This is a genomic window from Paraburkholderia dioscoreae (assembly GCF_902459535.1).
Lineage (GTDB): Bacteria > Pseudomonadota > Gammaproteobacteria > Burkholderiales > Burkholderiaceae > Paraburkholderia > Paraburkholderia dioscoreae.
The window spans coordinates 2,075,976-2,098,207 of sequence record NZ_LR699553.1; the positions used below are offsets into that span (position 1 = coordinate 2,075,976).

The following is a 22,232-nucleotide window of genomic DNA, read 5'->3' on the forward strand; positions in this document are numbered from 1 at the left end:
GCTGGCCTCACCTATCGAACGAACTGATTCCACTCATGGGGAAATGAAATGTCAGGAACCCAACTCCTTCCGCCGGAACGCATTACGCTCCCGCTGCTCCCGCTGCGTGACGTAGTCGTTTTCCCGCACATGGTGATTCCGCTCTTCGTAGGCCGCCCGAAGTCGATCAAGGCTCTCGAAGCAGCGATGGAAGGCGGCAAGCACATCATGCTCGTCGCCCAGAAAACGGCTGCGAAAGATGAGCCGACCGAAAAGGACATGTACGAAGTAGGGTGCGTCGCTAACATCCTGCAAATGCTGAAGCTGCCTGACGGCACCGTCAAGGTGCTCGTCGAAGGCTTGCAGCGCGCGAAAACGCTTTCCATCGAAGAACAGGAAACGCAGTTCTCGTGCGAAGTCATGCCGCTCGAACCCGACCACGCCGACAGCGCTGAAACCGAAGCGCTGCGCCGCGCGATCGTGTCGCAGTTCGACCAGTATGTGAAGCTGAACAAGAAGATCCCGCCGGAGATCCTGACGTCGCTGTCGGGTATCGACGAGGCCGGGCGTCTGGCCGACACGATCGCGGCGCATCTGCCGCTCAAGCTCGACCAGAAGCAGCACATCCTCGAAATGTTCCCGGTCATTGAGCGGCTCGAGCATCTGCTCGCGCAACTCGAAGCCGAGATCGACATCCTGCAGGTCGAAAAGCGCATCCGTGGGCGTGTGAAACGCCAGATGGAGAAGAGCCAGCGCGAGTACTACCTGAACGAACAGGTCAAGGCGATCCAGAAGGAGCTCGGCGAGGGCGAAGAGGGTGCGGATCTCGAAGAACTCGAGAAGCGCATCACCGCTGCCCGCATGCCGAAGGAAGCCAAGAAGAAGGCCGACGCCGAGCTGAAAAAGCTCAAGCTGATGTCGCCGATGTCGGCTGAAGCGACCGTCGTGCGCAACTACATCGACACGCTGATCGGCTTGCCGTGGCGCAAGAAGAGCAAGGTCAACAACGACCTCTCGAATGCGGAACGCGTGCTCGACGAAGACCACTTCGGTCTTGAGAAAGTGAAGGAACGCATTCTCGAGTATCTCGCGGTCCAGCAACGTGTCGACAAGGTCAAAGCGCCGATCCTGTGCCTCGTTGGGCCTCCGGGTGTCGGTAAGACGTCGCTGGGTCAGTCGATCGCGCGCGCCACGAACCGCAAGTTCGTGCGTATGGCGCTCGGCGGCGTGCGCGACGAAGCCGAGATTCGCGGTCACCGTCGTACGTACATCGGTTCGATGCCCGGCAAGATTCTGCAAAGCCTGACCAAGGTCGGCGTGCGCAATCCGCTCTTCCTGCTCGACGAAGTCGACAAGATGGGTCAGGATTTCCGCGGCGATCCGTCGTCGGCTCTGCTGGAAGTGCTCGATCCGGAACAGAACCATACGTTCGCCGATCACTACGTCGAAGTCGACTTCGATCTGTCGGACGTGATGTTCGTGGCGACGTCGAACTCGCTGAATATTCCGCCGCCGTTGCTCGACCGGATGGAAGTGATCCGTCTGTCGGGTTACACGGAAGACGAGAAGGTCAGCATCGCGCAACGTTATCTTTTGCCCAAGCAGAAGAAGAACAACGGCCTCAAGGATGGTGAGGTCGATGTGACGGAAACCGCGATCCGCGACATCATTCGTTACTACACGCGCGAAGCCGGCGTGCGTTCGCTCGAGCGTGAAATTTCGAAGATCTGCCGCAAGGTCGTGAAGATGCTTCTGCTGAAGAAGGCGGAAGGCGCGGTGAAGGTCGACGGCAGCAACCTCGACACGTTCCTCGGCGTGCGCAAGTACGACTTCGGTCTGGCCGCGAAGGAAAATCAGGTGGGCCAGGTCACGGGTCTCGCGTGGACGGAAGTGGGCGGCGATCTGCTGACCATCGAAGCCGCGGTGATGCCGGGTAAGGGCAATGTGATCCGTACGGGTTCGCTCGGCGACGTGATGAAGGAATCGGTCGAGGCAGCACGTTCGGTGGTCCGTTCGCGCTCGCGTCGTCTCGGCATCAAGGACGAAGCGTTCGAGAAGCAGGACATTCACATCCACGTGCCGGAAGGCGCGACGCCGAAAGACGGTCCGTCTGCCGGTATCGCGATGACGACCGCGCTGGTGTCGGTGTTGACCGGAATTCCGGTGCGCGCCGATGTCGCGATGACGGGCGAAATCACGTTGCGTGGCGAAGTTCTGCCGATCGGCGGCTTGAAGGAAAAACTGTTGGCGGCGCATCGCGGTGGTATCAAGCTGGTGCTGATTCCGGAAGAAAACGTCAAGGACTTGACGGAGATTCCGGACAACGTGAAGAACGCGATCGAAATCGTGCCGGTCCGCTGGGTCGACAAGGTGCTCGAACTGGCGCTCGAACGTGTGCCGTCGGCGTTGCCGGATGAAGAGCCGAAGCCCGCCGCGCCGGTTGCAGCGGAGCCGGGCAAAGACGCCGCAGCAACAGAGGTGGTGAAGCACTAAGACGGTCAGCAACGAAGCTGTTTGCTGCACAGAACCCGCGGTCCACGGCCGCGGGTTTTTTCTTGTCCGCTCGATCTCCGCAAAGCGTCCGCGAGACACGTTTCCCACCTATTGAGCAAAGCCGCAGCGCGTGCGCCGATTGGTTGCATGCACACCGATATACAGCAACATCCGGTTATAGGAAGCCCCCTCCAAAACCGCCCGACTCAGGCTCAACCCCGCTTGACACAAGGGTTTCGGCCAATTCTAATGGGTGCGCCCGGCGTTGCCCGCCGGCCGTGTGATGCCAGGCGCTACAGAGCGCCGTCACGATTGCCATAAACATTCTCGGGGGTTGGAATGAACAAGACGGAATTGATCGATCACATTGCACAGCAAGCCGACATTTCGAAGGCAGCGGCAGGCCGTGCACTCGACGCTGTGATCGGTGGTGTCAAAGGCACGTTGAAGCAGGGCGGTTCGGTGACGTTGGTCGGTTTCGGCACGTTCGCGGTGGGCAAGCGTACCGCGCGCACCGGGCGCAATCCGCGCACCGGTGCCGCCATCAAGATCAAGGCGGCCAAGGTTCCCAAATTTAGGCCTGGCAAAGCTCTGAAGGATGCGCTAAACTAATGGGCTTGCTGCTTGAGGAATATCGATTGGTAGAATCAGGCAGCGGAGCCGGAGCAGGCTGAATCATGAAACGGGTGCTTAGCTCAGTTGGTAGAGCGGCGCCCTTACAAGGCGTAGGTCGGGAGTTCGAGCCTCTCAGCACCCACCAGTTTCAGATTTGGCTGAATGCTCTAGCGCAGTTTCATTGCAGTATAAGGAGTGGTAGTTCAGTCGGTTAGAATACCGGCCTGTCACGCCGGGGGTCGCGGGTTCGAGTCCCGTCCACTCCGCCAGTATCCTCGAAAGGCGAACTCCGGTTCGCCTTTTTTGTTGCCCGCTGTTGTAAGATCGGGCGTTCTGTTTTTGGCACTCCTCACGCATGCTCGATTTTTTCCGCAATCACAAACGCCTGATGATGTTCATGCTCATCCTCGTCATTGTGCCGGGGTTGGGTTTTGTGGGTATTCAGGGCTTCCGCGGCTTCTTTGACGAAAGTGCAAACGTCGCGAGCGTCAACGGTCACAAGATCACTCGCGCAGAATACGACGACGCAATGCGTCAGCAACTCGACCGCGCCCGTCAGATGCTCGGCGCGCAGTTCGACATGAAGTCGTTCGACACACCGGAGCGCCGCAGTCAGATGCTCGACGGTCTGATCGAGCAACGCGTGCTGGCCGACGAAACACAGCGCCTGCATCTGACCGCCTCCGACGACGCCGTGCGCCGTGTGCTGCTCAACGATCCGGTGATCTCGTCGCTGAAGAATCCTGATGGCACGATCGACGTCGACCGTTACAAGCAGTTGCTCGCCATGCAGGGCATGACGCCCGACCAGTACGACGAACGCGTGCGCTACAGCATCGCCACGCAGCAGTTGCCGGCCAGCATTCAAGGCAGCGCGTTCACGTCGAAGACGCTCGCGCAGCATTTGACCGAACTCGCTGAACAGCAGCGCGAAGTGCAGGGCATCGCGTTCCATCCACGCGACTACGCGGCAAAGGTGCAGCCCACGGACGCGCAACTGCAAGCGTATTACGACGCGCATCGCAACGATTTCGCCACGCCGGCTACCGCCACGATCCAGTATCTCGTGATGTCGCCGGCAACGCTGGCCACGTCCGTTCAGCCGAGCGACGCCGATCTGAAAAAGTACTATGACGACAACATTGCGCACTACCGCGTCGAGGGTCAGGTGCGTGCGAGCCACATCCTGATCGCGGCGCCGAAAGACGCGAGCGCGGCCGACAAGGCCAAGGCGAAGCAGAAGGCCGAGGAGTTGCTCGCACAGATCAAGGCGCATCCGGATCAGTTCGCGCAGCTCGCGCAGCAGAATTCGCAAGATCCGGGTTCGGCGTCGAAGGGCGGCGATCTGGGTTACTTCGGCCGCGGCATGATCGCAGGCGGCCAGGCGTTCGACGACGCTGTGTTCGCGTTGAAGAAAGACGAAGTCAGCGGCATTGTGCAGACCGACTTCGGCTATCACATCGTCAAGGTGACGGACGTGAAGCCGGCTATCACGAAGCCGTTCGACGAAGTGAAAGATCAGATCTCGAAAGACCTGAAGACGCAGTTGGCCAGCAAGGCTTTCACCGACGATTCCGAAGGCTTCACGTCGATCGTCTATGAAAAGGCGAAGAGTCTGCAGCCGGCTGCAGACAAGTACAAGCTGCAATTGCAGACCGCCACGGTCACGCCGCAGCCGGACCCGAAGCTCGCGCCTGACAGCCCGCTGAACAACGCGAAGTTCCTCGCCGCGGTGTTCGCGAACGACGCGGTGACGGCGCGCAACAATACGCAAGCTATCGACGTCGGCGGCAACACGCTGATCGCGGCTCGCGTGACCGACTACAAAGCCGCAGCCGTGCCGTCGCTCGACGCTGTCAAGGACGCCGTGCGCCAGAAGGTCATCGCGGTTCAGTCGAACGAAGCGGCTCACAAAGACGGAGCGGCCAAACTCGCCGATTTCGAAAAGTCGAAGTCAACCGCAGGCTTCTCTTCGCCGCTGAAGGTGTCGCGTAACGACGCGCAGGGCGTGCCGCCGGCCGCGTTGAGTGCAATCTACAAGGCAGACGCGCAGAAATTGCCGGCCTATGTCGGTGTGGACCTCGGTGACGACGGCTATGCGATCTATCGTGTGAACGCGGTGGTGGCGGGTACGACGGTGGATCCGCAACGTCTGGCTGCGGCGCAGCAACAGATCGCGCAGGTCGATGCGCAGTCCGAAGCAGAGGCGTATCTCGAAGCGCTGCGCGCGCGTTCGAAGGTGAAGTTCTACGGCTCGCTCGATAGCAGCAACGCGCAGGCGAGCAGCGAGTAAAATCGCGCAAACGCAAAAAAGCCCCGCAATTTGCGGGGCTTTTTTGCGTTTGACGAGTGCAAGCTCGTCAAACGGTTTGCAGCAGCGCGTTACAGGCAGCCGCTGATTGCACTGGTGGCGTCGCTGCCCGCAGCGCCGTTCCCACGAAAGCCGACCCACGTACCCTTGCCGGTGTACGAAGGGCGCACGACAGCGGCGGCGCCGTTAGGCGGCTGCTGACCTGGAACATACACATCCATGGCTTGATCGTTAGCCAACGTGTCTTGCGACACGACTTGTTGCTGCGAGCTGTCTGCCCACTTCTGCGCGATGCAGGTGGCAACAGCCTTCGGCGGTTGCTGGCTTTGACCAACGGACTGAACGCCAGCAGGGGGTTGAGCGGCGCAGGCAGAAATTGCCACGGTCAAAGCGATTAACGGTAAATATTTCACGTTATCTCCTCAAAAGTCGCTCAAAATCGAGCCGGGTTACACGGGATTACGAAAGTGTCGGATAGACCTTACCGATCCGTGTTCCCGAAGTTCTGGAAACAAGTTGTTAGCAGTCTTTTCAGTGCGGCGAACTTGTACGAAGAAGTGGCTTGATTGCAGGCCACACGTTGTTGAGTAGCACTGGCTGTGCCTGCTGGGTGGGATGAATCTGATCGGCCTGGAACATGTCAGGCTTGTCGGCAATGCCGGCGAGCAGGAACGGCACGAGCGACACGCGCAGTTGTTTTGACAACTCGCCGTACAGACCGTGGAACTTTTGCGTATAGTCCGGGCCGTAATTAGGCGGCACATACATGCCCACCAGTACCACCTTTGCGTGACCTTGCTGAGCCTGCTCGATGATCGTGCGCAGGTTGTCTTCGGTAGTGGAAAGCGGCACGCCACGCAGCGCGTCGTTGGCGCCGAGTTCGACGATCACGATGCTCGGCTTCAACCGCTGCATGAGCGCAGGCAAGCGGGCCCGTCCGCCGCTCGTGGTGTCGCCGCTGATGCTTGCATTGGCGACGCTATAATCGATTCGCTCGTCGGTGAGGCGCTGGCGCATCAAGGCAACCCAGCCAGTGTCAAGGGGCAGGCCGTATTCGGCGGAGATGCTGTCGCCGAGCACGACGATCACAGGCTTGGCCGGTTCGGGCGCATTGGCGGCCCGCGCCGCGAAGCTCGCTGAAAACAGGGCGGCTGCCATCACGGCGCACCCGCATGCCGTTGTCAGCGCCGTGGCGCGAGGCGTCATGTCACGCACTTTCAACCTACGCTTCACCATGCTAAACAAAACTGATCCAGTCATTGAAGTGCGGGGTTTGTGCAAGAAGGTTAAGGATGCAACGGGCGAACTGACGATTCTCGACGACATCGATCTTGCTATCGCTGCCGGCAGCAGTGTGGCGATTGTCGGTGCGTCCGGGTCGGGCAAGTCTACGCTGCTGGGCTTGCTCGCAGGATTGGACAGCGCGAGTTCGGGCTCGGTTCGGCTACTCGGTCGCGAACTCGGTGAACTGAACGAAGACGAGCGCGCCGCGTTACGCAGCGGCTCGGTCGGTTTCGTGTTTCAGTCGTTTCAACTGATGCCGCATCTGACCGCGCTCGAAAACGTCACGCTGCCGCTGGAACTGCAAGGCGGTATCAGTACCCGCGAGGCCGCAACGCGTGCGCGCGGCTTGCTGGAGCAAGTGGGACTCGGCAAGCGTACCGGTCATTATCCGAAGCTGCTGTCCGGTGGCGAACAGCAACGCGTGGCGCTGGCGCGCGCGTTCGTCACGCATCCGGCTATCCTGTTCGCCGACGAGCCGACCGGCAGTCTCGATGCCGCCACCGGTCACGCGGTGATCGATCTGATGTTCGAGATGAATCGCGCGAACGGTGCCACGTTGATTCTCGTCACGCATGACATCGAACTGGCACGCCGCTGCGATACGACGGTGACGATCGAGGCGGGTCGTCTTGTGTGAGAGCGGGACACCGCGATTCTTGAGCGTCGCAGCCAAAGCCAGGCGGACCACAAGGGCCCGCTTTTTCAATCCGGCTCGCCTCGCCGGCAGATGAACGCGCCAATCCGGTTCAGCGCAGATTCAGCATAGACTCAGCGGCGCGAACCACCGCGCCGCTGACATGGTCACTTCTTCAACGCGGCGCGTGCCCGCGCGATCAACGCAGACGTCGACGAGTCATGCTTTTTCTCATCGACACTCGGCGCCGTCAGATCAGCCTCCACCACTTTGCCGAGAATCTTGCCCAACTCCACGCCCCATTGATCGAACGGATTGATGTCCCACACCGACGCCTGCACCAGCACCTTGTGCTCGTACAACGCGATCAAAGCGCCGAGCGAACGCGCGGTCAGTGCGTCGACCAGCAGCGTGCTGGTCGGGCGATTCCCCGGAAACACCAGGTGCGGCGCCAGTTCCGGCTTGTCCGCGCCGGCCACTTTCTTCGCTTCCTCGAGCGTGCGGCCGAGCATTAGCGCCTCGCTCTGCGCGAAGCAGTTGGCGAGCAGCTTCGGATGATGACTGACGAGCGGATGCTCCGGCGTCAACACGGCGATGAAATCGATCGGCACGATCGTGGGACCCTGATGCAGCATCTGGAAGAACGCATGTTGACCGTTCGTGCCCGGTTCGCCCCACGTCACGGCGGCGGTCGGATAGTCGACCATTACGCCGTCGAGCCGCGCTGACTTGCCGTTGCTCTCCATTTCGAGCTGCTGCAGATACGACGGCAGAAAATGCAGCGCTTCCGAATACGGCGCGACCAGATAGCTTTGCGAGCCGAAGAAGTTGCGATACCAGATGCCGATCATGCCGAGCAGCACCGGCAGATTCTTATCGAGCGGCGCGTTGCGGAAATGCTGGTCCATCTCGTTGGCGCCGGCGAGCAGTTCGCCGAACTGCTGCGGTCCGATCGCGATCATGATCGACAGACCCACCGCCGACCACAACGAGTAACGCCCGCCAACCCAGTCCCACATCTCGAACACGTTCTCTTTCGCGATGCCGAACTTGACTACTTCCGCGGGATTGGCCGACACGCCGACGAAGTGTTTCGCCAGCGCGCTTTCCGGGCAGCCTTTCTCGACGAACCAGTCGCGCAGCGAGCGCGCGTTGGTCATGGTTTCGAGCGTGGTGAAGGTCTTGGAGACGATGATCGCGAGCGTTTCTTCCGGATCGATCTGCTGCATCACGTTGTACAGATCGGCGCCGTCGACGTTCGACACGAAATGCGTGGTGATCTCCGGCGTGGCCAGATGATGCAGCGCGTGCACGACCATCTTCGGTCCGAGGTCCGAACCGCCGATGCCGATGTTCACCACGTAGCGGATCCGCTTGCCGGTATAGCCTTTCCACTCGCCGCTGCGCACCTGGTCGGCGAAGGCGGCCATTCTGGCGCGCTCGGCCTGCACCTGGTCGTAGAACGGCGCTTTCGGATCAGTGGCGCGCAGTGCCGTGTGCAGTGCCGCGCGGCCCTCGGTCGGGTTGACGACTTCACCCGCGAACATCGCGTCGCGGCGCGTCTCGACGCCGGCTTCGCGCGCGAGTTGCACGAGCAGCTTCAGTGTTTCGTCGGTGATGCGGTTCTTCGAGAAATCGGCCGCGAGACCGCCGCCCGCGAACGCAAAGCGCTCGGCACGGGTAGGGGCGGGATCGTTCTCGGGGGCGAACCAGTCGCGCATGTGCGCATCGCGAATCTTTTCGTAATGCGTTTGCAGCGAGGACCAGGAGGGGAGCGAGTTCTGCGTCATAGCGTCCGTCTAACCAAGGGGCACGAAGAAAGGCGCGCGCGTGAAGCGCTGCCGAGGATGATGCAACGATGCTGTTAGAGCGATGCCGCGCAGCCGGGTTCGCTGCGGTTGACGACGAAACTTCGCCGTCAACCGGACTGGCTCCGATGCGCAGCGCAGTCAGTCAGTATAACGGCGTTGCGTGACAGCGGGCAGCGGTTTGGAGGCGCCGCCATAGGTTGGGACGAACGCTTTCAGCACTCCGCCGCCGGATAGAACAGACGGTTCAGCAAGGTGCGCACCATCGGCGCCAGTTCGCCCGCGGTCAGGCCGGCGGGGCCGTGGCCTTGCGCGCTCAACGTGTCGGCGGCGAGGCCGTGCAGATAGACGCCCGCGAGCGCCGCTTCGTAGCGCGGCAGACGCTGCGCGAGCAGGGCGCCGATGATGCCGCCGAGCACGTCGCCGGTGCCGCCCGTCGCGAGCGCGGCGTTGCCGGTCGGATTGATCGCAAGGCGGCCGTCCGGTGCCGCGACGACCGTGCCGGTGCCTTTCAGGACCACTACGCTGGCAAAGCGCGCGGCGAGCGCGCGCGCCGCGGTGAGGCGGTCGCGCTGCACGCCCGGCGCGTCGGTGCCGAGCAGGCGCGCGGCTTCGAGCGGATGTGGGGTGAGGATGCACGGATCGCCTTGCACGCCGCGCGCGGTGACTTCGGCGGCGAGCGCGGGGTCTTTCGCGATCAGGTTCAACGCGTCCGCGTCGAACAGCTTGGGCACGTCGAGGTGCAGCACGTCGTGCATCACCCGCGTGGCGCGCTCGCGATGACCCATGCCGCAGCCGACTGCGAGCGCGTCCATGTGATCGAGCGGCAGATCGTCGATCGCATGCAGCATGAGTTCGGGATGCGGCGGATCGTAGGGCGGCGCGCCTTCCCCCAGTAGCGCGACGTGCACCTTGCCCGCGCCGGTGTAAAGCGCGGCGCGCGAAGCGAGAATCGGCGCGCCGCACATGCCGGTGTCGCCGCCGACCACGGCAAGGCTGCCGAAGCTGCCCTTGTTGGTCGCGAAATCGCGCGGCGGCAGGAAGGCGGCGAAGAGCTCGGGCGCGTTGAGCTGCACGGCCGTGCGGCCGCTGGTGTCGACGCCGATCGGCGCGACGGTGACGGCGCCCGCGAGGTCGCGGCCTTGCGCGGTAAACAACCCCGGCTTGGCGCCGATGAAGGTGATCGTATGGGTGGCATGGACGGCGCCGCCGTCGCCATTGCCCACCGCCATGCCGGTGTCGCTGTCGAGACCGCTCGGCACGTCGAGCGCCAGCACGCCGCCTTTGCGGGGGCGTGCTTTGGTCCGTTGCGAGAGCCGGCGGGCGACGTCCGCGAACACCCCTTCGAGCGGACGTGTCAGGCCGATGCCGAACATGCCGTCCACGAGCCACGTGTAGTCGTCCAGCGCGGCGGGCGCCGCGGCGCTGATCGCGACGCCCGCCGCGCGGGCCGTGTCGAGAGCCCAGCGGGCGTCGTCCGGTTTCACTTCGACGGGCATGCACAATTCCACAGCGATGCCGGCTTTGTGCAGTTCCGTGGCAAGCACCAGCGCGTCGCCGCCATTGTTGCCCGGCCCGGCGATGAGCCACACCTTGTGCCGCGATTTTTCGATCGAGGTATCGCGGGTGATCTGCTCCTGCAGGAAACTCGCCGCGGATTTGCCGGCGCGAGACATCAGCGTGTGCTTCGGCAGCGCTGTCTGCGCCTGAGATTCGGCGATCCGCAGGTCGGTCAGCGTCAGTAAAGGCAAGGCGCGATTGTGCGGGCTGATTAGCGTCGGCGGCGTGTGGTCGGCTTCTGTCATGGCTAGGCTCGGCGGTTCACCTGGAGCGAGGTGAGAAAGCTTGGGAATCGCTATGGTAGTGCCGATAGGTGCCCGGCGGGGTCTCTTGCGGACAGCGTGTGCACGGGGCCCGCCCGAGGGACGGCCAAAAAACAGAAGGCCCCTTCCGTTATCGGCGGGGCCTCGGGATTGGTTTTAACGGAAGCGATCCGCGCGCAGGGCGGCCAGCGTGTCCGCAGGAAGGTCCGGCGTGCCGCCCGAAATCAGATCGGCAAGCAGTTTGCCCGATCCGCAGGCGAGGCCCCAACCCGCAGGGCCGTGACCGATATTGACGAAAAGGCGCGGATGGAGCGCATTGCCGATCACCGGCAAGCCGTCCGGCGACAGCAGTTTGACGCCTTCCCACGGCAAAGCCGCCGAGATCCGCGCGGCGCCCGGAATCCAGTCGTGCGTGGCCTGGCCGAGCAGCGCGAGGGCTTCTTTCGTCACCGCTTCGCCCAGCGGCTTGTCGATCTGGCCAGCGCTTTGCAGAACCGCGCCGCCCGCGATCCGCAGACGATGGTTCATCCGGCTGATCGCGATCCGCTTCACCGCGTCCACGATCGCGACGTGAGGCGCGCATTCCTCATGCGCGATCGGTGCGACCAGCGTATGCAGGCGCAGCGGATGCAGCGGCAGCCGCAAGCCGAGGCGCTCCAGCAGCGGCAGGCTGCCGTGGCCCGCGGCCACGACTACCGCATCGGCGTGGATCACGTCCACTTCGCGCGAGCGGGATGCCGTGCCCGGCCGCGGCGCCAGCTCTACCGCGGCGCGCTGGCCTTCCAGGCGGACCGACGAGACTTCGCAGCCCAGCATGAACTGGACGTCGCCCTGCGTATCCAGCGTCTGCTTGATCAGCTTCGTGAACAGCGGGCAGTTGGCTGTGCGCTCCTGGTCGAACAGCACGCCGCCGGCGAATTCCGGCTCGGTGCGCACGGAATGCTCGAACGCGGCGCATTGTTCCGGGGTCAACTCGTGGTGCGGCACTTCGAAGAGCCGCAGCAGCCCGAGGGCCGGCCGCAACTGCTGCCACTCCTGTTCGGAACGGACCAGGTAGAGCACGCCGCTCGCCTGTTCGAACTCGAGCCCGAAGCGTGCTTCCATGTCCGTCATGGTTTCGCGCGACAGCTCGATCAGCGGCCGCAGCAGTCCGTATTGGTGGCCGAACGCGTTGGGTTCCTGCAGCTCGGCGAGCTGTTTGACCAGCTGGCGCACCGGCCCGTTGAAACCGGCTTTGTTGACTATGCCGTTTTTGGCGTTCTGACGGCTGGCCATGAAAGTCGGGCCGAACCAGACGTCCAGCGGGGTCGGCAGGACGGTGCCGCTGTGTCCATAGGTCGCGCCCTGCGCGACAGTGGCGTGGCGCTCGACGACGCATACCCGGTGGCCGGCCGCGCGCAGTTGATAAGCGGTGGCGACGCCCGCAATCCCGCCGCCGATGACGATGACATCCATGTTCTGATTCGATTTGCCGACGGGACGCCGAAGCGGCGCATTCCCGTTGAGCGTGACATGCGGCGCGTTGCCCGGCCTGACGAGGCCGCTCGCGCCGATCTGGTGAAAGGGCGAATGATAGCAGTCAATCCGCCGGCGCGGCCACGCGGGCCGCGTGCAGGCCCGGCCGCGGCGGAGCGCAACTCGAAGGGACGGGAGCGCGCGGGGTGCGGCGCCGTCCTTCGTGGTCCGTCGTGAGCGCGGCGAATGCGGGTTCCGCTCAGAGGCTCATGCGGTCGCCTGCGCGCGAATGAACATGCCGTAGTTTTCGGCGTTGTCGGTGGCCATGTCGCTGTTTCGTGCCGCGAGGCTGGCGACGGCGGCGGGACCATACAGGTGGTCCTTGGTGTTGCCGATGTACGGGAAATGGCTCAGCTCGTGGGCAATCGTCGCTTCCGGGGTGTTGGCGCCGAATGCGTGATCGAAGAAGTGCGGCTTCAGGTTGATCTGATGAGGCGAATTGGATTGCACGTGCGCCAGTTCCGAGTTGTCGTGCGACGCACCGAGGACGAAGGTGAACCGGTCGTGCGACATGGCGTGCTGCATGTGGGTGAGAACCTGTTCGACTTTCTGCACATTCCGCTGAGTCGGGCTGCCGAACCAGCGCGAAAAGTTGTTGTCGGGATGACCAGATTTGAGTTTGTCGAGGGCGCTGTCGATCATGCGCTTCACGTGTTGATAGGCGCGGGTCACTATCCCGCGTTGCTCCGACGTGAGCCCGATCAACGCCGGGGTACGCGCGGAGCCGGGGGAAGGTTGATCGTAGTCGGTATGGCCGGTGTTGTCGTCGGGCGCCTGAAGGTCGTCGTCGCCGGGCGCGGAGGGTTGGCCGCTACCGCCGCTGACGGGGGCGGAGGGCTGGGCGCCGCGACCTGTGGGTTCGGCAGGCTGTTCACCATCCCCGCCGCCGACGGGTTCCAACGGCTCGCCGCTGGCGGCGCCATTGGCTGGGACCGCGAGCGGCGATGACGCAGGAGCGTCGCCGACCGCGGGTAGAGGCATTGGGCGACTGCTGCGGCCGGCAGGGCCGGGCGTGAGACCGCCGGCGTGCATCGAAGGAGGTATGTGGTTGGCCTTGTTGTGCAAGACGATGCGTTTGTGCTTCCCGTTTGCGTCCCAGATGTCACGGATGTGCTTGCCGTTCGGGCCCCAACTGTCACGGATACGGTTGCCGTTGGCGTCCACGCTGTCGCGAGTGTGACTGCCGGCCGCGTCCCACGTCTCGTGAATGCGCGTGCCGTTGGCGTCCACGCTGTCGCGGGTGTGACTGCCGGCCGCGTCCCACGTCTCGTGAATGCGCGTGCCGTTGGCGTCCATGCTGTCGCGGGTGTGCCGCCCGTCGGGGGCCCACGTGGCGCGAACGGGATTGTCCTTGCTGTCCTGGACGCGCCTACCCGAAGCGTCCAGCCTATCCCGCGCCGCTTTGCCGCCGATTCGCTCAAGCGCTTGAACACCGCCTCCAACCCTCGGAGCCCGGCCATCCGGCTTGCCGTGCGGGAGCCCGGCCGCGGCATTGCCGATCGGCGCGCGCGGCGTCTCGGCCGGCGAATGGATGTGAGGCGTCGTCAGCATGAATGCGGCGGCCGTGCCCGGCGGCGGGCGCATCAAAGCCAGCGGATGCGAAGTCTGATAGGTACTGCCATAGCGGTTGACGTTCATGACATGCCCGTTCAAATGAGTTTGCGGTTCGCGTGGCGCAGCGCTGCCGACGCGTCCGGGAGAATGAATTGCCCCACTTGCGCGTCGATTAGAGCATCGGCATGCCGACGAGATGTCGTATCGGAAGAACACATTCGCGAGCATGCGGCCCCCGGCCACGCGGACGCGTCGCATGGCCGCTGGAAGCCCGTTCCCGAGGTATAATCCCGGACTTCCTTTGCGTCTCACGCCGCCATCACGCGCGGCTCATCGGCGCGACTCATCCGCATCACTCATCGGCATCATTAGCGACGCAACGTCAAGTCCATGGCCCACTTCTCGTGTTTCCCCGGTGCTTCGGCCCTTTCCGATTTCCGTCAAACCCGCCTGCTCGAAACGCTTACGCGCATCGATCCGAACATCACCGGCGTGCGCGGACAATATCTGCACTTCGTCAATGCCCAGGCGCCGCTTTCCGCTGAAGACAACGCGAAGATCGAAGCGCTGATGCATTACGGCGATCCGCTCGAAGAAACCAGGGAGCGCGGCACCGCCGAGACCTTCCTCGTGGTGCCACGTTTCGGCACGGTGTCGCCGTGGGCCAGCAAGGCAACGGATATCGCGCATCTGTGCGGCCTCACGCAGGTGCGCCGCATCGAGCGCGGCGTCGAGTACACGGTGACGCTGAAAAGCGGCCTGCTGGGCGGCAAGAAGGCGCTCTCCGACGAAGCCCGCGCGGCCGTCGCGGCGGCACTGCACGACCGCATGACCGAAAGCATGTCGCCTTCGCGCGAGCACGCGCTGCATCTGTTCGACGAACTGCCGGCCAGGCCGCTGCAAACCGTCGACGTGCTCGGCCGCGGCCGCGGCGCGCTGGTCGCGGCGAACACGGAACTGGGCCTCGCGCTGGCCGACGACGAAATCGACTACCTGGTCGACGCGTTCACGAAGCTCGGACGCAACCCGACCGACGTCGAACTGATGATGTTCGCGCAGGCCAACAGCGAACACTGCCGCCACAAGATTTTCAACGCCGATTGGACGATCGACGGCGAGAAGCAGGACATCTCGCTCTTCAACATGATCCGCAACACCGAGAAGCTGAATCCGCAAGGCACGATCGTCGCCTATTCGGACAACTCGGCGATCATGGCGGGCGGTATGGCCGAGCGCTGGTTCCCGCGTACGCCGGCCGACCTCGGCGCGAGTGAGCTGCCCGAGCACTACCGCCGCAGCACCGAACTCACCCACACCTTGATGAAGGTGGAAACGCATAACCACCCGACCGCGATCTCGCCGTTCCCGGGCGCCGCGACCGGCGCGGGCGGCGAAATCCGCGACGAAGGCGCGACGGGCCGCGGCGCGCGTCCCAAGGCGGGTCTGGCGGGCTTCACGGTGTCGAATCTGGAACTGCCGGACGGCGTCGAGACGTGGGAAAACGCGCGCGACGCCGCACAGCCGCTCGCGCACCGCAATCCGGACGACAAGCACGAAGCGTACGGCCGACCCGATCGCATCGCCTCGCCGCTGCAGATCATGATCGACGGTCCGCTCGGCGGCGCCGCGTTCAACAACGAATTCGGCCGGCCCAACCTGGGCGGCTATTTCCGCGCCTACGAGCAGAACGTCGCGGGCCTGGTGCGCGGCTATCACAAGCCGATCATGATCGCCGGCGGCATCGGCAATATTTCGGACCAGCACACGCATAAGCACGATCTGCCGGAAGGCTCGCTGCTGATCCAGATCGGCGGCCCGGGCATGCGCATCGGCATGGGCGGCGGCGCCGCGAGCTCGATGGCGACCGGCACCAACACCGCGGAACTCGATTTCGATTCGGTTCAGCGCGGCAACCCGGAAATCGAGCGCCGTGCGCAGGAAGTCATCAATGCGTGCTGGCAGCTTGGTGAGAAGAACCCGATTCTGAGTATTCACGACGTCGGCGCGGGCGGTCTTTCGAACGCCTTCCCGGAAGTGGTCGATGGCGCGGGCAAGGGCGCGCGCTTCGACCTGCGCAAAATTCAACTGGAAGAGAGCGGCTTGTCACCGCGCGAAATCTGGTCGAACGAAGCGCAAGAACGCTACGTGCTGGCAATCGCACCGGCCGATCTGCCGGCCTTCGAGGCCATGTGCCAGCGCGAGCGCTGCCCGTTTGCCGTGATCGGCACGGCCACCGCGGAGCGTCAACTCAAGCTGATCGACTCCGAGCTGAACGACGACACCGCGCACCAGCCGGTCGACATGCCAATGGAAGTGCTGCTCGGCAAGGCGCCGCGCATGCATCGCGACGTCAAACGCGTCGAGCGGAAGCTCGAACCGGTGGATGTCACCGGCCTCGTGTTGGCGGATGTCGCGACCAGCGTGCTGCGTCATCCCACGGTGGCGAGCAAGTCGTTCCTGATCACGATCGGCGACCGCTCGGTGGGCGGCACGACCGCGCGCGACCAGATGGTCGGCCCGTGGCAGGTGCCGGTGGCCGACGTCGCGATCACGACGATGGACTACGCGGGCTTTCGCGGCGAAGCCATGACCATGGCCGAGCGCACGCCGCTCGCCGTGATCGACGCGCCGGCATCGGGCCGCATGGCGGTCGGCGAGGCGGTGACCAACATCGCGGCGGCGCCGATCGCGTCGCTCGACAAGCTCAAGCTGTCGGCCAACTGGATGGCCGCGTGCGGCGCAGCGGGCGAAGACGCCGCGCTGTACGACACGGTCAAGGCGATCGGCATGGAATTGTGCCCGGCGCTCGGCATCAGCATTCCGGTCGGCAAGGATTCGCTGTCCATGCGCACCAAGTGGGAAGACCGCGGCGTCGCGAAAGAAGTGGTCGCCCCGGTCTCGCTGATCATCTCGGCATTCGCGCCGGTCGAAGACGTGCGCCGCCACCTCACGCCGCAACTGCGCCGCGCGAGCGACGTGGGCGAGTCGGTGCTGATCGCGATCGACCTCGGCCGCGGCAAGCATCGTCTGGGCGGCAGTATTCTCGCGCAGGTCACGCAGCAGGTCGGCGATACGGTGCCGGACGTGGACGACCCGGAAGATCTGAAGCGTTTCTTCGCCGCGATTCAGGCGCTGAACCAGGACGGCAAGCTACTCGCCTACCACGACCGTTCGGATGGCGGGCTGTGGGCAACGGTGTGCGAAATGGCGTTCGCGGGGCACGTTGGCGTGTCGCTGAATGTCGACATGCTGGTGCTCGATCCGAGCCACGAATCCGACTACGGCGACGCCAAAGACTGGGCGAAGCAGACCAGCGGCCGCCGCGAAGATCGCACGATCCGCGCGCTCTTTAACGAAGAGCTCGGCGCCGTCGTCCAGGTGCGCGCGTCCGAGCGCGACGCGGTGTTGGTCGCGTTGCGCGAACATGGCCTGTCGGCGTGCTCGCATGTGATCGGCAAGATCAACGAGCGCGACACCATTGAAATCTATCGCGACGCGAAGAAGATTTACGAAGCTCCACGCACCGAACTGCATCGCACGTGGAGCGAAGTGAGCTGGCGTATTTCGCGTCTGCGCGACAACCCGGCTTGCGCCGACGCCGAATACGACGCGCTCTCCGACGCGGCCGATCCGGGCATCGCCCCGGCGCTGAGTTTCGATCCGACGGAAGACGTCGCCGCGCCGTTCATCGGCAGGAGCGCGCGTCCGCGCGTGGCGATCTTGCGCGAGCAGGGTGTCAACTCGCACCTCGAAACCGCCTACGCATTCGACCGCGCGGGCTTCGACGCGCACGACGTGCACATGAGCGACCTGCTGGCGGGCCGCGCCAATCTGGCGGAATTCGCCGGCGCGGTGGCGTGCGGCGGCTTCTCGTACGGTGACACGCTGGGCGCCGGTGAAGGCTGGGCAAAGGCGATCCGCTTCAACGCGCAACTGGCCGACATGTTCGCCGCGTTCTTCGGCCGCGCAGACACGTTCGCCCTCGGCATCTGCAACGGCTGCCAGATGATGAGCAGCCTCGCCTCCATGATTCCGGGCGCCGAAGCCTGGCCGAAGTTCACGCGCAACAAGTCGGAGAAATTCGAAGCGCGCTTCTCGCTGGTCGAAGTGCAGGCTTCGCCGTCGATCTTCTTCAGCGGCATGGAAGGCTCGCGCATTCCGGTGGCAATCGCCCACGGCGAAGGCTACGCGGACTTCTCGCAGCAGGGCGATGCGTCGAAGGTCGCGGTAGCAATGCGTTACGTCGATCACCGCGGTCAGGCGACCGAGCAGTATCCGTTCAACCCGAACGGCTCGCCGAACGGCATCACGTCGGTGACGACGCCGGACGGACGCTTCACGGTGCTGATGCCGCACACCGAGCGCGTGCATCGCGCGGTGCAGATGAGCTGGCATCCGGAAGGCTGGGGCGAGGGCGGTACGGACGCGAGCCCGTGGATGCGCGTGTTCCAGAACGCGCGCCGCTGGCTGGGCTGAAGATGTGACGTGCCACGGGCCGTGCGGCCGCGTGGCGTGAGCAGGGCGGGCGGTGGAAAACGCTGTGCCGCCTTGCAGCGGTGCCCAAACCTGTCGACACATGCTCCGTATCCGCTCTGGTACGTGAAGCGCCGCAGTCAGCAATTTTTCTATTCTTCGTACCCGATCGGGTACGAAATGGTTTGCCGAGACTTCTAACACATCATTCCGTACCCGATCGGGTACGAGATCAAGCCTCCCTTCCTGTCATGTGGCATAATGTTCCCGAGCGGGTACGAACGTACAGGGGTGAACAGTGCGGCAATCCGAGGTTTTCATTGGCGACATGACGGCGCTCGGCGATCTCGTACGGGCGTCGAGGCTCGCACAAGGGCTGACACGCGACGATGTCGCCATTGCGACAGGCCTGTCCCCCAAGTTCATCACGCATATCGAAGCCGGCAAGCCGACAGCGCAGATCGGCAAGGTGCTGCATCTTCTCGGCGAACTGGGCATCAGGCTGCACGCGCAAGTTTCCGTGGACATTCCTCCAGCCTCGGCCGCCAAGGCGCTCCATCGCAGACGGACCCCTCATGGCCGCTAGAACGCTCGTCGCCTATGCGAATGGCCGGCGCGTTGGCATCGTAAGCGATGACAGCGGTATCTGGTCATTTACCTACGACCAGGACTGGCTGGGTCATGACGACGCGTTTGCGCTTTCACCTGCATTTCCTCTGAATGCCCAGCCGTTCGTCGACACCTCGAGCCAAAGGCCAGTGCAATGGTTCTTCGACAACCTCTTGCCTGAAGAGGAAATGCGCATGTCGCTCGCTCGCGAGGCCAAGGTCGATGCGAGCGATGCCTGGGGTCTGCTCGCCCATTACGGCCGGGAGTCGGCTGGAGCCTTGACGCTGCTCGCCGAGGCTGAACACGAGGCATCCGGCGGTCTGCAACCGTTGTCGTACGCGAATCTGGAGGCGCGCATTCAGGCCATGCCGCATCACGCGCTCACCGCTACGGCGCCCAAACGCATGTCCGCGGCGGGCGCCCAGCAGAAGCTGCTTCTGACCTTGCGAGGCACCGCGCCGGATTACGAGTTGTTTGAACCTGTGGGGAGTGAGCCGTCCATGCATCTGCTCAAGCCCGATATGCGAAGCACGGGCTATCTCCATTCAGCGATCAACGAATTTTTCTGCATGCGCCTCGCTCGCGCGATGGGTTTGAACGTGCCGCCTACGCACTTTTTACGCGTGCCTTCGGCCTGCTACATCATCGATCGTTTCGACCGTGATACGGCCACTGAACCGGCCCGGCGCCTCCATACGGTCGACGCCATGCAGTTGTTGAACTACGACCGCAGCTTCAAATATCAGAACGCGACGGCGCAGGTGCTCAGTGATGCCATCGAAAAAACGAGCACTCGCGCAGTGGCGCGTCTCGATGTATTCCGATGGGCGGTCTTCAACGTCCTGATTGGCAACGCCGACTCGCATCTGAAAAACCTGTCGTTCTTCGTCAGCCCGCGCGGCTACATACTGGCTCCGTTCTACGATCTGGTGAGCACGGTCGTCTACCATACGCCGACCTACCAGCCGCAACAGCGGGACCGTTGGCCGCGCTGCGACCTGACCATGCCCGTTGGAGACGCCACGCAGTTCGCGGACATTTCCAGAAGGAACATGCTGGCATTCGGCGAGGCGCTTCATCTCGCGCCAAGAGGTTCGGAAAGGTTGCTGGATGACATGCTGGCCATTCTCGACGCGCGCGTGGCGGACACGCGGCGTGCCGTCGACGAAATCGCGCAGCCGAATGCCGGCGAAGTCCGGCTACTCGACTCGATCGTCGCGATGCCGCTCGCGGAGATGAGCGCAGCGCTGCGCAAATGAGCACGGCGGTTTAACCGACTTGGTCGATCGCATATGAAAAAGGCGCTGTTCAGTCATTGACTGAACAGCGCCTTCGTCAGAATCGAGAACCGCCGATCAGGAGAAGCGCTAACCCGGAGCGCCACCCGATTCTCAGCGGCAAGCTCCCGCTTACTGAATCTTCGCGTTCTTACGCAGACCTTCTTCGAACGCTTGCAGCTTTTCCTGCTGGATCTGCTGCACGATCTGCGGGCGTACCTGCTCCAGTGGCGGCGGCGTGATGTTGCGCACGTCGTCGACACGAATGATGTGCCAGCCGAATTGCGTATGCACCGGCGTATCGGTCATCTGGCCTTTCTGCAGATGCGTGGCCGCGTCCGCGAATTCAGGCACGTAAGCCTTCGGGTCCGACCAGTCCAGATCGCCGCCGTTCTTGCCCGATCCCGGATCCTTCGAGTATTGCCTGGCCAGATCTTCGAAGCTCGCGCCGGCCTTGATCTTCGCGATCAGGTCTTTGGCCTGCTGCTCGTTGTCCACCAGAATGTGGTGCAGGTGATATTCCTTGCCGCCCGCGTCCTTGATCAGCGCGTTGTAGCGCGCGGTGACTTCGGCGTCGGTCGGCGTGTTGTTCTTCACGAAGTCTTCGATCAGCGCGCGCAGCACCACGGTTTGCTGTGCCACGGCGATTTGCGCCTTGATGTCCGGACGATTCGGCAGGCCGCGGCGCAGCGCTTCCTGCATCAGAATCTCGCGGTTCACCAGTTCTTCGCGCACGGCCGTTTGCAGTTGCGGCGTATTTTGCTGGCCTTGATGAACCAGTTGATCGATCAGCGCATCGGCACGTGCTTTCGGAATGGGCGTGCCGTTCACGACGGCAATGTTCTGTGCGAATGCAGGTGCGGCTGCAAATGCAGCCAGCAATACCCAAAGGCGGGTTTTCTTCAAGGTCATCGAAAATTTTCCTAGCGGGGCAACAAAGCGAATTCTTCGGGCGTGTACGCCGTGATTGCAAGGGCGTGAATGCCGCGCTGCATGGCATCGGCCAGCGCATCATACACCATGCGATGCCGCGCCACGCGGGCCTTGCCGGCAAATGCGGCAGCCACGATCGTGACACTGAAATGACCGCCGGCCGAGGCACCGGCGTGGCCGGCGTGCTGCGCGCTGTCGTCGGTGATCTGGATCGACGTGACCGGCGCGAGGGCGGCGGCGAGGCGCGTCTCGATCAACGCGGCGCGCTCTGCAGTGGTGGCGTGCATGAATACATCGGCATTGCTCGTCATGTCATTCTTCCTTCATATACTTCGACAGCCACAAGCTCTGCCCGACGATGAACACCACGAGGCAGCCGGTCGCGCCGAACAGCTTGAAATTGACCCACTGGTCGGTCGTGTAGTTGTACGCGACGAACAGATTGACGAGCCCGAGCAGCACGAAGAACACCGCCCACACGACATTCAGCTTGCCCCAGACCGCGTGCGGCAGCGTGATCTGCTTGCCCATCATCGCTTCGATCAGGTTCTTGTTGAAGGCCAGTTGCGAGACGATCAGCGCGACCGAGAATGCCCAGTACAGCACGGTCGGCTTCCATTTGATGAACGTGTCGTTGTGCAGCACGAGCGTTGCGCCGCCGAACACAGTGACTACGCCGAGGCTCACCCACAGCATCGGATCGACCTTGCGGTGGCGGAAAGCCACCCATGCGATCTGCACCAGCGTGGCGACGATCGCCACTGCCGTCGCCGTGAAAATGCCCCAGATCTTGAAGGCGACGAAAAACAGGATGATCGGGAACAGATCGAACAGGAATTTCATTATCTGGGCGGGAAATCGGAGAATGGGTCGGAGATCAGGGGCGCGGTGCGAAGCCGATCGACCGGTTCGACCGGCTCGCAA

At 63.4% G+C, this 22,232-nt stretch carries 16 protein-coding genes and 2 tRNA genes; 9 read left to right on the top strand and 9 right to left on the bottom strand.

Annotated features, from left to right (window positions below; translation table 11 throughout):
* Positions 1–48 precede the first annotated feature (48 nt).
* The 5 genes from lon (at position 49) to PDMSB3_RS09355 (ending at position 5,380) form a co-directional block, all read left to right on the top strand.
* Positions 49–2,472 carry an endopeptidase La gene (gene lon / locus PDMSB3_RS09335; protein ID WP_007182008.1) on the top strand — a complete coding sequence of 808 codons (2,424 nt, stop codon included), beginning with the start codon at positions 49–51 and terminating at the stop codon, positions 2,470–2,472.
* Between the two features lie 339 nt (positions 2,473–2,811).
* The gene (locus PDMSB3_RS09340) at positions 2,812–3,084 is read left to right on the top strand and encodes an HU family DNA-binding protein (RefSeq protein WP_007182007.1); all 273 of its coding nucleotides are present in this window, start codon (positions 2,812–2,814) and stop codon (positions 3,082–3,084) included.
* A gap of 72 nt (positions 3,085–3,156) precedes the next feature.
* Positions 3,157–3,232: transfer RNA gene (locus PDMSB3_RS09345), tRNA-Val, on the top strand.
* A 47-nt stretch (positions 3,233–3,279) separates the two neighbouring features.
* Positions 3,280–3,356: transfer RNA gene (locus PDMSB3_RS09350), tRNA-Asp, on the top strand.
* 86 nt (positions 3,357–3,442) lie between these two features.
* Entirely contained in the window at positions 3,443–5,380 is a 1,938-nt protein-coding gene (locus PDMSB3_RS09355) for a SurA N-terminal domain-containing protein (RefSeq protein ID WP_007182006.1), read from the top strand.
* Positions 5,381–5,469: 89 nt separating this feature from the next.
* On the opposite strand, the gene PDMSB3_RS09360 is transcribed toward PDMSB3_RS09355, so the two are convergent.
* On the bottom strand, positions 5,470–5,811 hold the full coding sequence (locus PDMSB3_RS09360) for a hypothetical protein (RefSeq protein ID WP_007182005.1): 342 nt from the start codon (positions 5,809–5,811) through the stop codon (positions 5,470–5,472).
* Between the two features lie 118 nt (positions 5,812–5,929).
* Positions 5,930–6,604, bottom strand: a complete 675-nt coding sequence (locus tag PDMSB3_RS09365) for an arylesterase (protein WP_197740224.1) — start codon at positions 6,602–6,604, stop codon at positions 5,930–5,932.
* A 28-nt stretch (positions 6,605–6,632) separates the two neighbouring features.
* On the opposite strand from PDMSB3_RS09365, the gene PDMSB3_RS09370 reads away from it, so the two are divergent.
* The gene (locus tag PDMSB3_RS09370; RefSeq protein WP_007182003.1) at positions 6,633–7,319 is read left to right on the top strand and encodes an ABC transporter ATP-binding protein; all 687 of its coding nucleotides are present in this window, start codon (positions 6,633–6,635) and stop codon (positions 7,317–7,319) included.
* A gap of 164 nt (positions 7,320–7,483) precedes the next feature.
* Here the strand turns inward: PDMSB3_RS09370 and pgi are convergent, their stop codons facing one another.
* The 4 genes from pgi to PDMSB3_RS09390 all read right to left on the bottom strand — a co-directional run bounded on the left by pgi (position 7,484) and on the right by PDMSB3_RS09390 (position 14,013).
* A complete protein-coding gene (gene pgi, locus PDMSB3_RS09375; RefSeq protein WP_007182002.1) occupies positions 7,484–9,106 on the bottom strand; it encodes a glucose-6-phosphate isomerase in 1,623 nt (540 codons plus the stop codon).
* Positions 9,107–9,339: 233 nt separating this feature from the next.
* Entirely contained in the window at positions 9,340–10,929 is a 1,590-nt protein-coding gene (locus PDMSB3_RS09380; protein WP_165185907.1) for an NAD(P)H-hydrate dehydratase, read from the bottom strand.
* Between the two features lie 174 nt (positions 10,930–11,103).
* Positions 11,104–12,402, bottom strand: coding sequence for an FAD-dependent oxidoreductase (locus PDMSB3_RS09385; protein ID WP_007182000.1), 1,299 nt, complete (start codon positions 12,400–12,402; stop codon positions 11,104–11,106).
* 267 nt (positions 12,403–12,669) lie between these two features.
* The gene (locus tag PDMSB3_RS09390) at positions 12,670–14,013 is read right to left on the bottom strand and encodes a M35 family metallopeptidase (RefSeq protein ID WP_232064156.1); all 1,344 of its coding nucleotides are present in this window, start codon (positions 14,011–14,013) and stop codon (positions 12,670–12,672) included.
* A gap of 393 nt (positions 14,014–14,406) precedes the next feature.
* Between PDMSB3_RS09390 and purL the strand changes: the two genes are divergently transcribed.
* From purL to PDMSB3_RS09405, 3 genes are all read left to right on the top strand, one after another.
* On the top strand, positions 14,407–18,492 hold the full coding sequence (gene purL, locus PDMSB3_RS09395) for a phosphoribosylformylglycinamidine synthase (protein ID WP_007181998.1): 4,086 nt from the start codon (positions 14,407–14,409) through the stop codon (positions 18,490–18,492).
* A gap of 325 nt (positions 18,493–18,817) precedes the next feature.
* On the top strand, positions 18,818–19,075 hold the full coding sequence (locus PDMSB3_RS09400; RefSeq protein ID WP_035518627.1) for a helix-turn-helix domain-containing protein: 258 nt from the start codon (positions 18,818–18,820) through the stop codon (positions 19,073–19,075).
* Positions 19,065–20,357, top strand: a complete 1,293-nt coding sequence (locus tag PDMSB3_RS09405; RefSeq protein WP_165185910.1) for a HipA domain-containing protein — start codon at positions 19,065–19,067, stop codon at positions 20,355–20,357. Before PDMSB3_RS09400 ends, PDMSB3_RS09405 begins: the two co-directional genes overlap by 11 nt.
* A 150-nt stretch (positions 20,358–20,507) precedes the next feature.
* On the opposite strand, the gene PDMSB3_RS09410 is transcribed toward PDMSB3_RS09405, so the two are convergent.
* Genes PDMSB3_RS09410 through PDMSB3_RS09420 form a run of 3 tightly spaced genes read right to left on the bottom strand, consistent with a single transcriptional unit; the run spans position 20,508 to position 22,151 of the window.
* Entirely contained in the window at positions 20,508–21,287 is a 780-nt protein-coding gene (locus PDMSB3_RS09410; RefSeq protein ID WP_007181995.1) for a peptidylprolyl isomerase, read from the bottom strand.
* Between the two features lie 11 nt (positions 21,288–21,298).
* Entirely contained in the window at positions 21,299–21,619 is a 321-nt protein-coding gene (locus PDMSB3_RS09415; RefSeq protein ID WP_007181994.1) for a BolA family protein, read from the bottom strand.
* 1 nt (position 21,620) lies between these two features.
* Positions 21,621–22,151, bottom strand: a complete 531-nt coding sequence (locus PDMSB3_RS09420; protein ID WP_007181993.1) for a septation protein A — start codon at positions 22,149–22,151, stop codon at positions 21,621–21,623.
* Positions 22,152–22,232: the final 81 nt, after the last annotated feature.

Bases quoted from the DNA above. Each gene is read 5' to 3' on its own strand.
- PDMSB3_RS09410 (WP_007181995.1), bottom strand. From the start codon at position 21,287: ATGACCTTGAAGAAAACCCGCCTTTGGGTATTGCTGGCTGCATTTGCA.
- PDMSB3_RS09355 (WP_007182006.1), top strand. From the start codon at position 3,443: ATGCTCGATTTTTTCCGCAATCACAAACGCCTGATGATGTTCATGCTC.
- PDMSB3_RS09405 (WP_165185910.1), top strand. From the start codon at position 19,065: ATGGCCGCTAGAACGCTCGTCGCCTATGCGAATGGCCGGCGCGTTGGC.
- PDMSB3_RS09420 (WP_007181993.1), bottom strand. From the start codon at position 22,151: ATGAAATTCCTGTTCGATCTGTTCCCGATCATCCTGTTTTTCGTCGCC.
- purL (WP_007181998.1), top strand. From the start codon at position 14,407: ATGGCCCACTTCTCGTGTTTCCCCGGTGCTTCGGCCCTTTCCGATTTC.
- PDMSB3_RS09370 (WP_007182003.1), top strand. From the start codon at position 6,633: ATGCTAAACAAAACTGATCCAGTCATTGAAGTGCGGGGTTTGTGCAAG.
- PDMSB3_RS09415 (WP_007181994.1), bottom strand. From the start codon at position 21,619: ATGACGAGCAATGCCGATGTATTCATGCACGCCACCACTGCAGAGCGC.
- pgi (WP_007182002.1), bottom strand. From the start codon at position 9,106: ATGACGCAGAACTCGCTCCCCTCCTGGTCCTCGCTGCAAACGCATTAC.
- PDMSB3_RS09385 (WP_007182000.1), bottom strand. From the start codon at position 12,402: ATGGATGTCATCGTCATCGGCGGCGGGATTGCGGGCGTCGCCACCGCT.
- PDMSB3_RS09365 (WP_197740224.1), bottom strand. From the start codon at position 6,604: ATGACGCCTCGCGCCACGGCGCTGACAACGGCATGCGGGTGCGCCGTG.
- lon (WP_007182008.1), top strand. From the start codon at position 49: ATGTCAGGAACCCAACTCCTTCCGCCGGAACGCATTACGCTCCCGCTG.
- PDMSB3_RS09390 (WP_232064156.1), bottom strand. From the start codon at position 14,013: ATGCTGACGACGCCTCACATCCATTCGCCGGCCGAGACGCCGCGCGCG.
- PDMSB3_RS09380 (WP_165185907.1), bottom strand. From the start codon at position 10,929: ATGACAGAAGCCGACCACACGCCGCCGACGCTAATCAGCCCGCACAAT.
- PDMSB3_RS09340 (WP_007182007.1), top strand. From the start codon at position 2,812: ATGAACAAGACGGAATTGATCGATCACATTGCACAGCAAGCCGACATT.
- PDMSB3_RS09400 (WP_035518627.1), top strand. From the start codon at position 18,818: ATGACGGCGCTCGGCGATCTCGTACGGGCGTCGAGGCTCGCACAAGGG.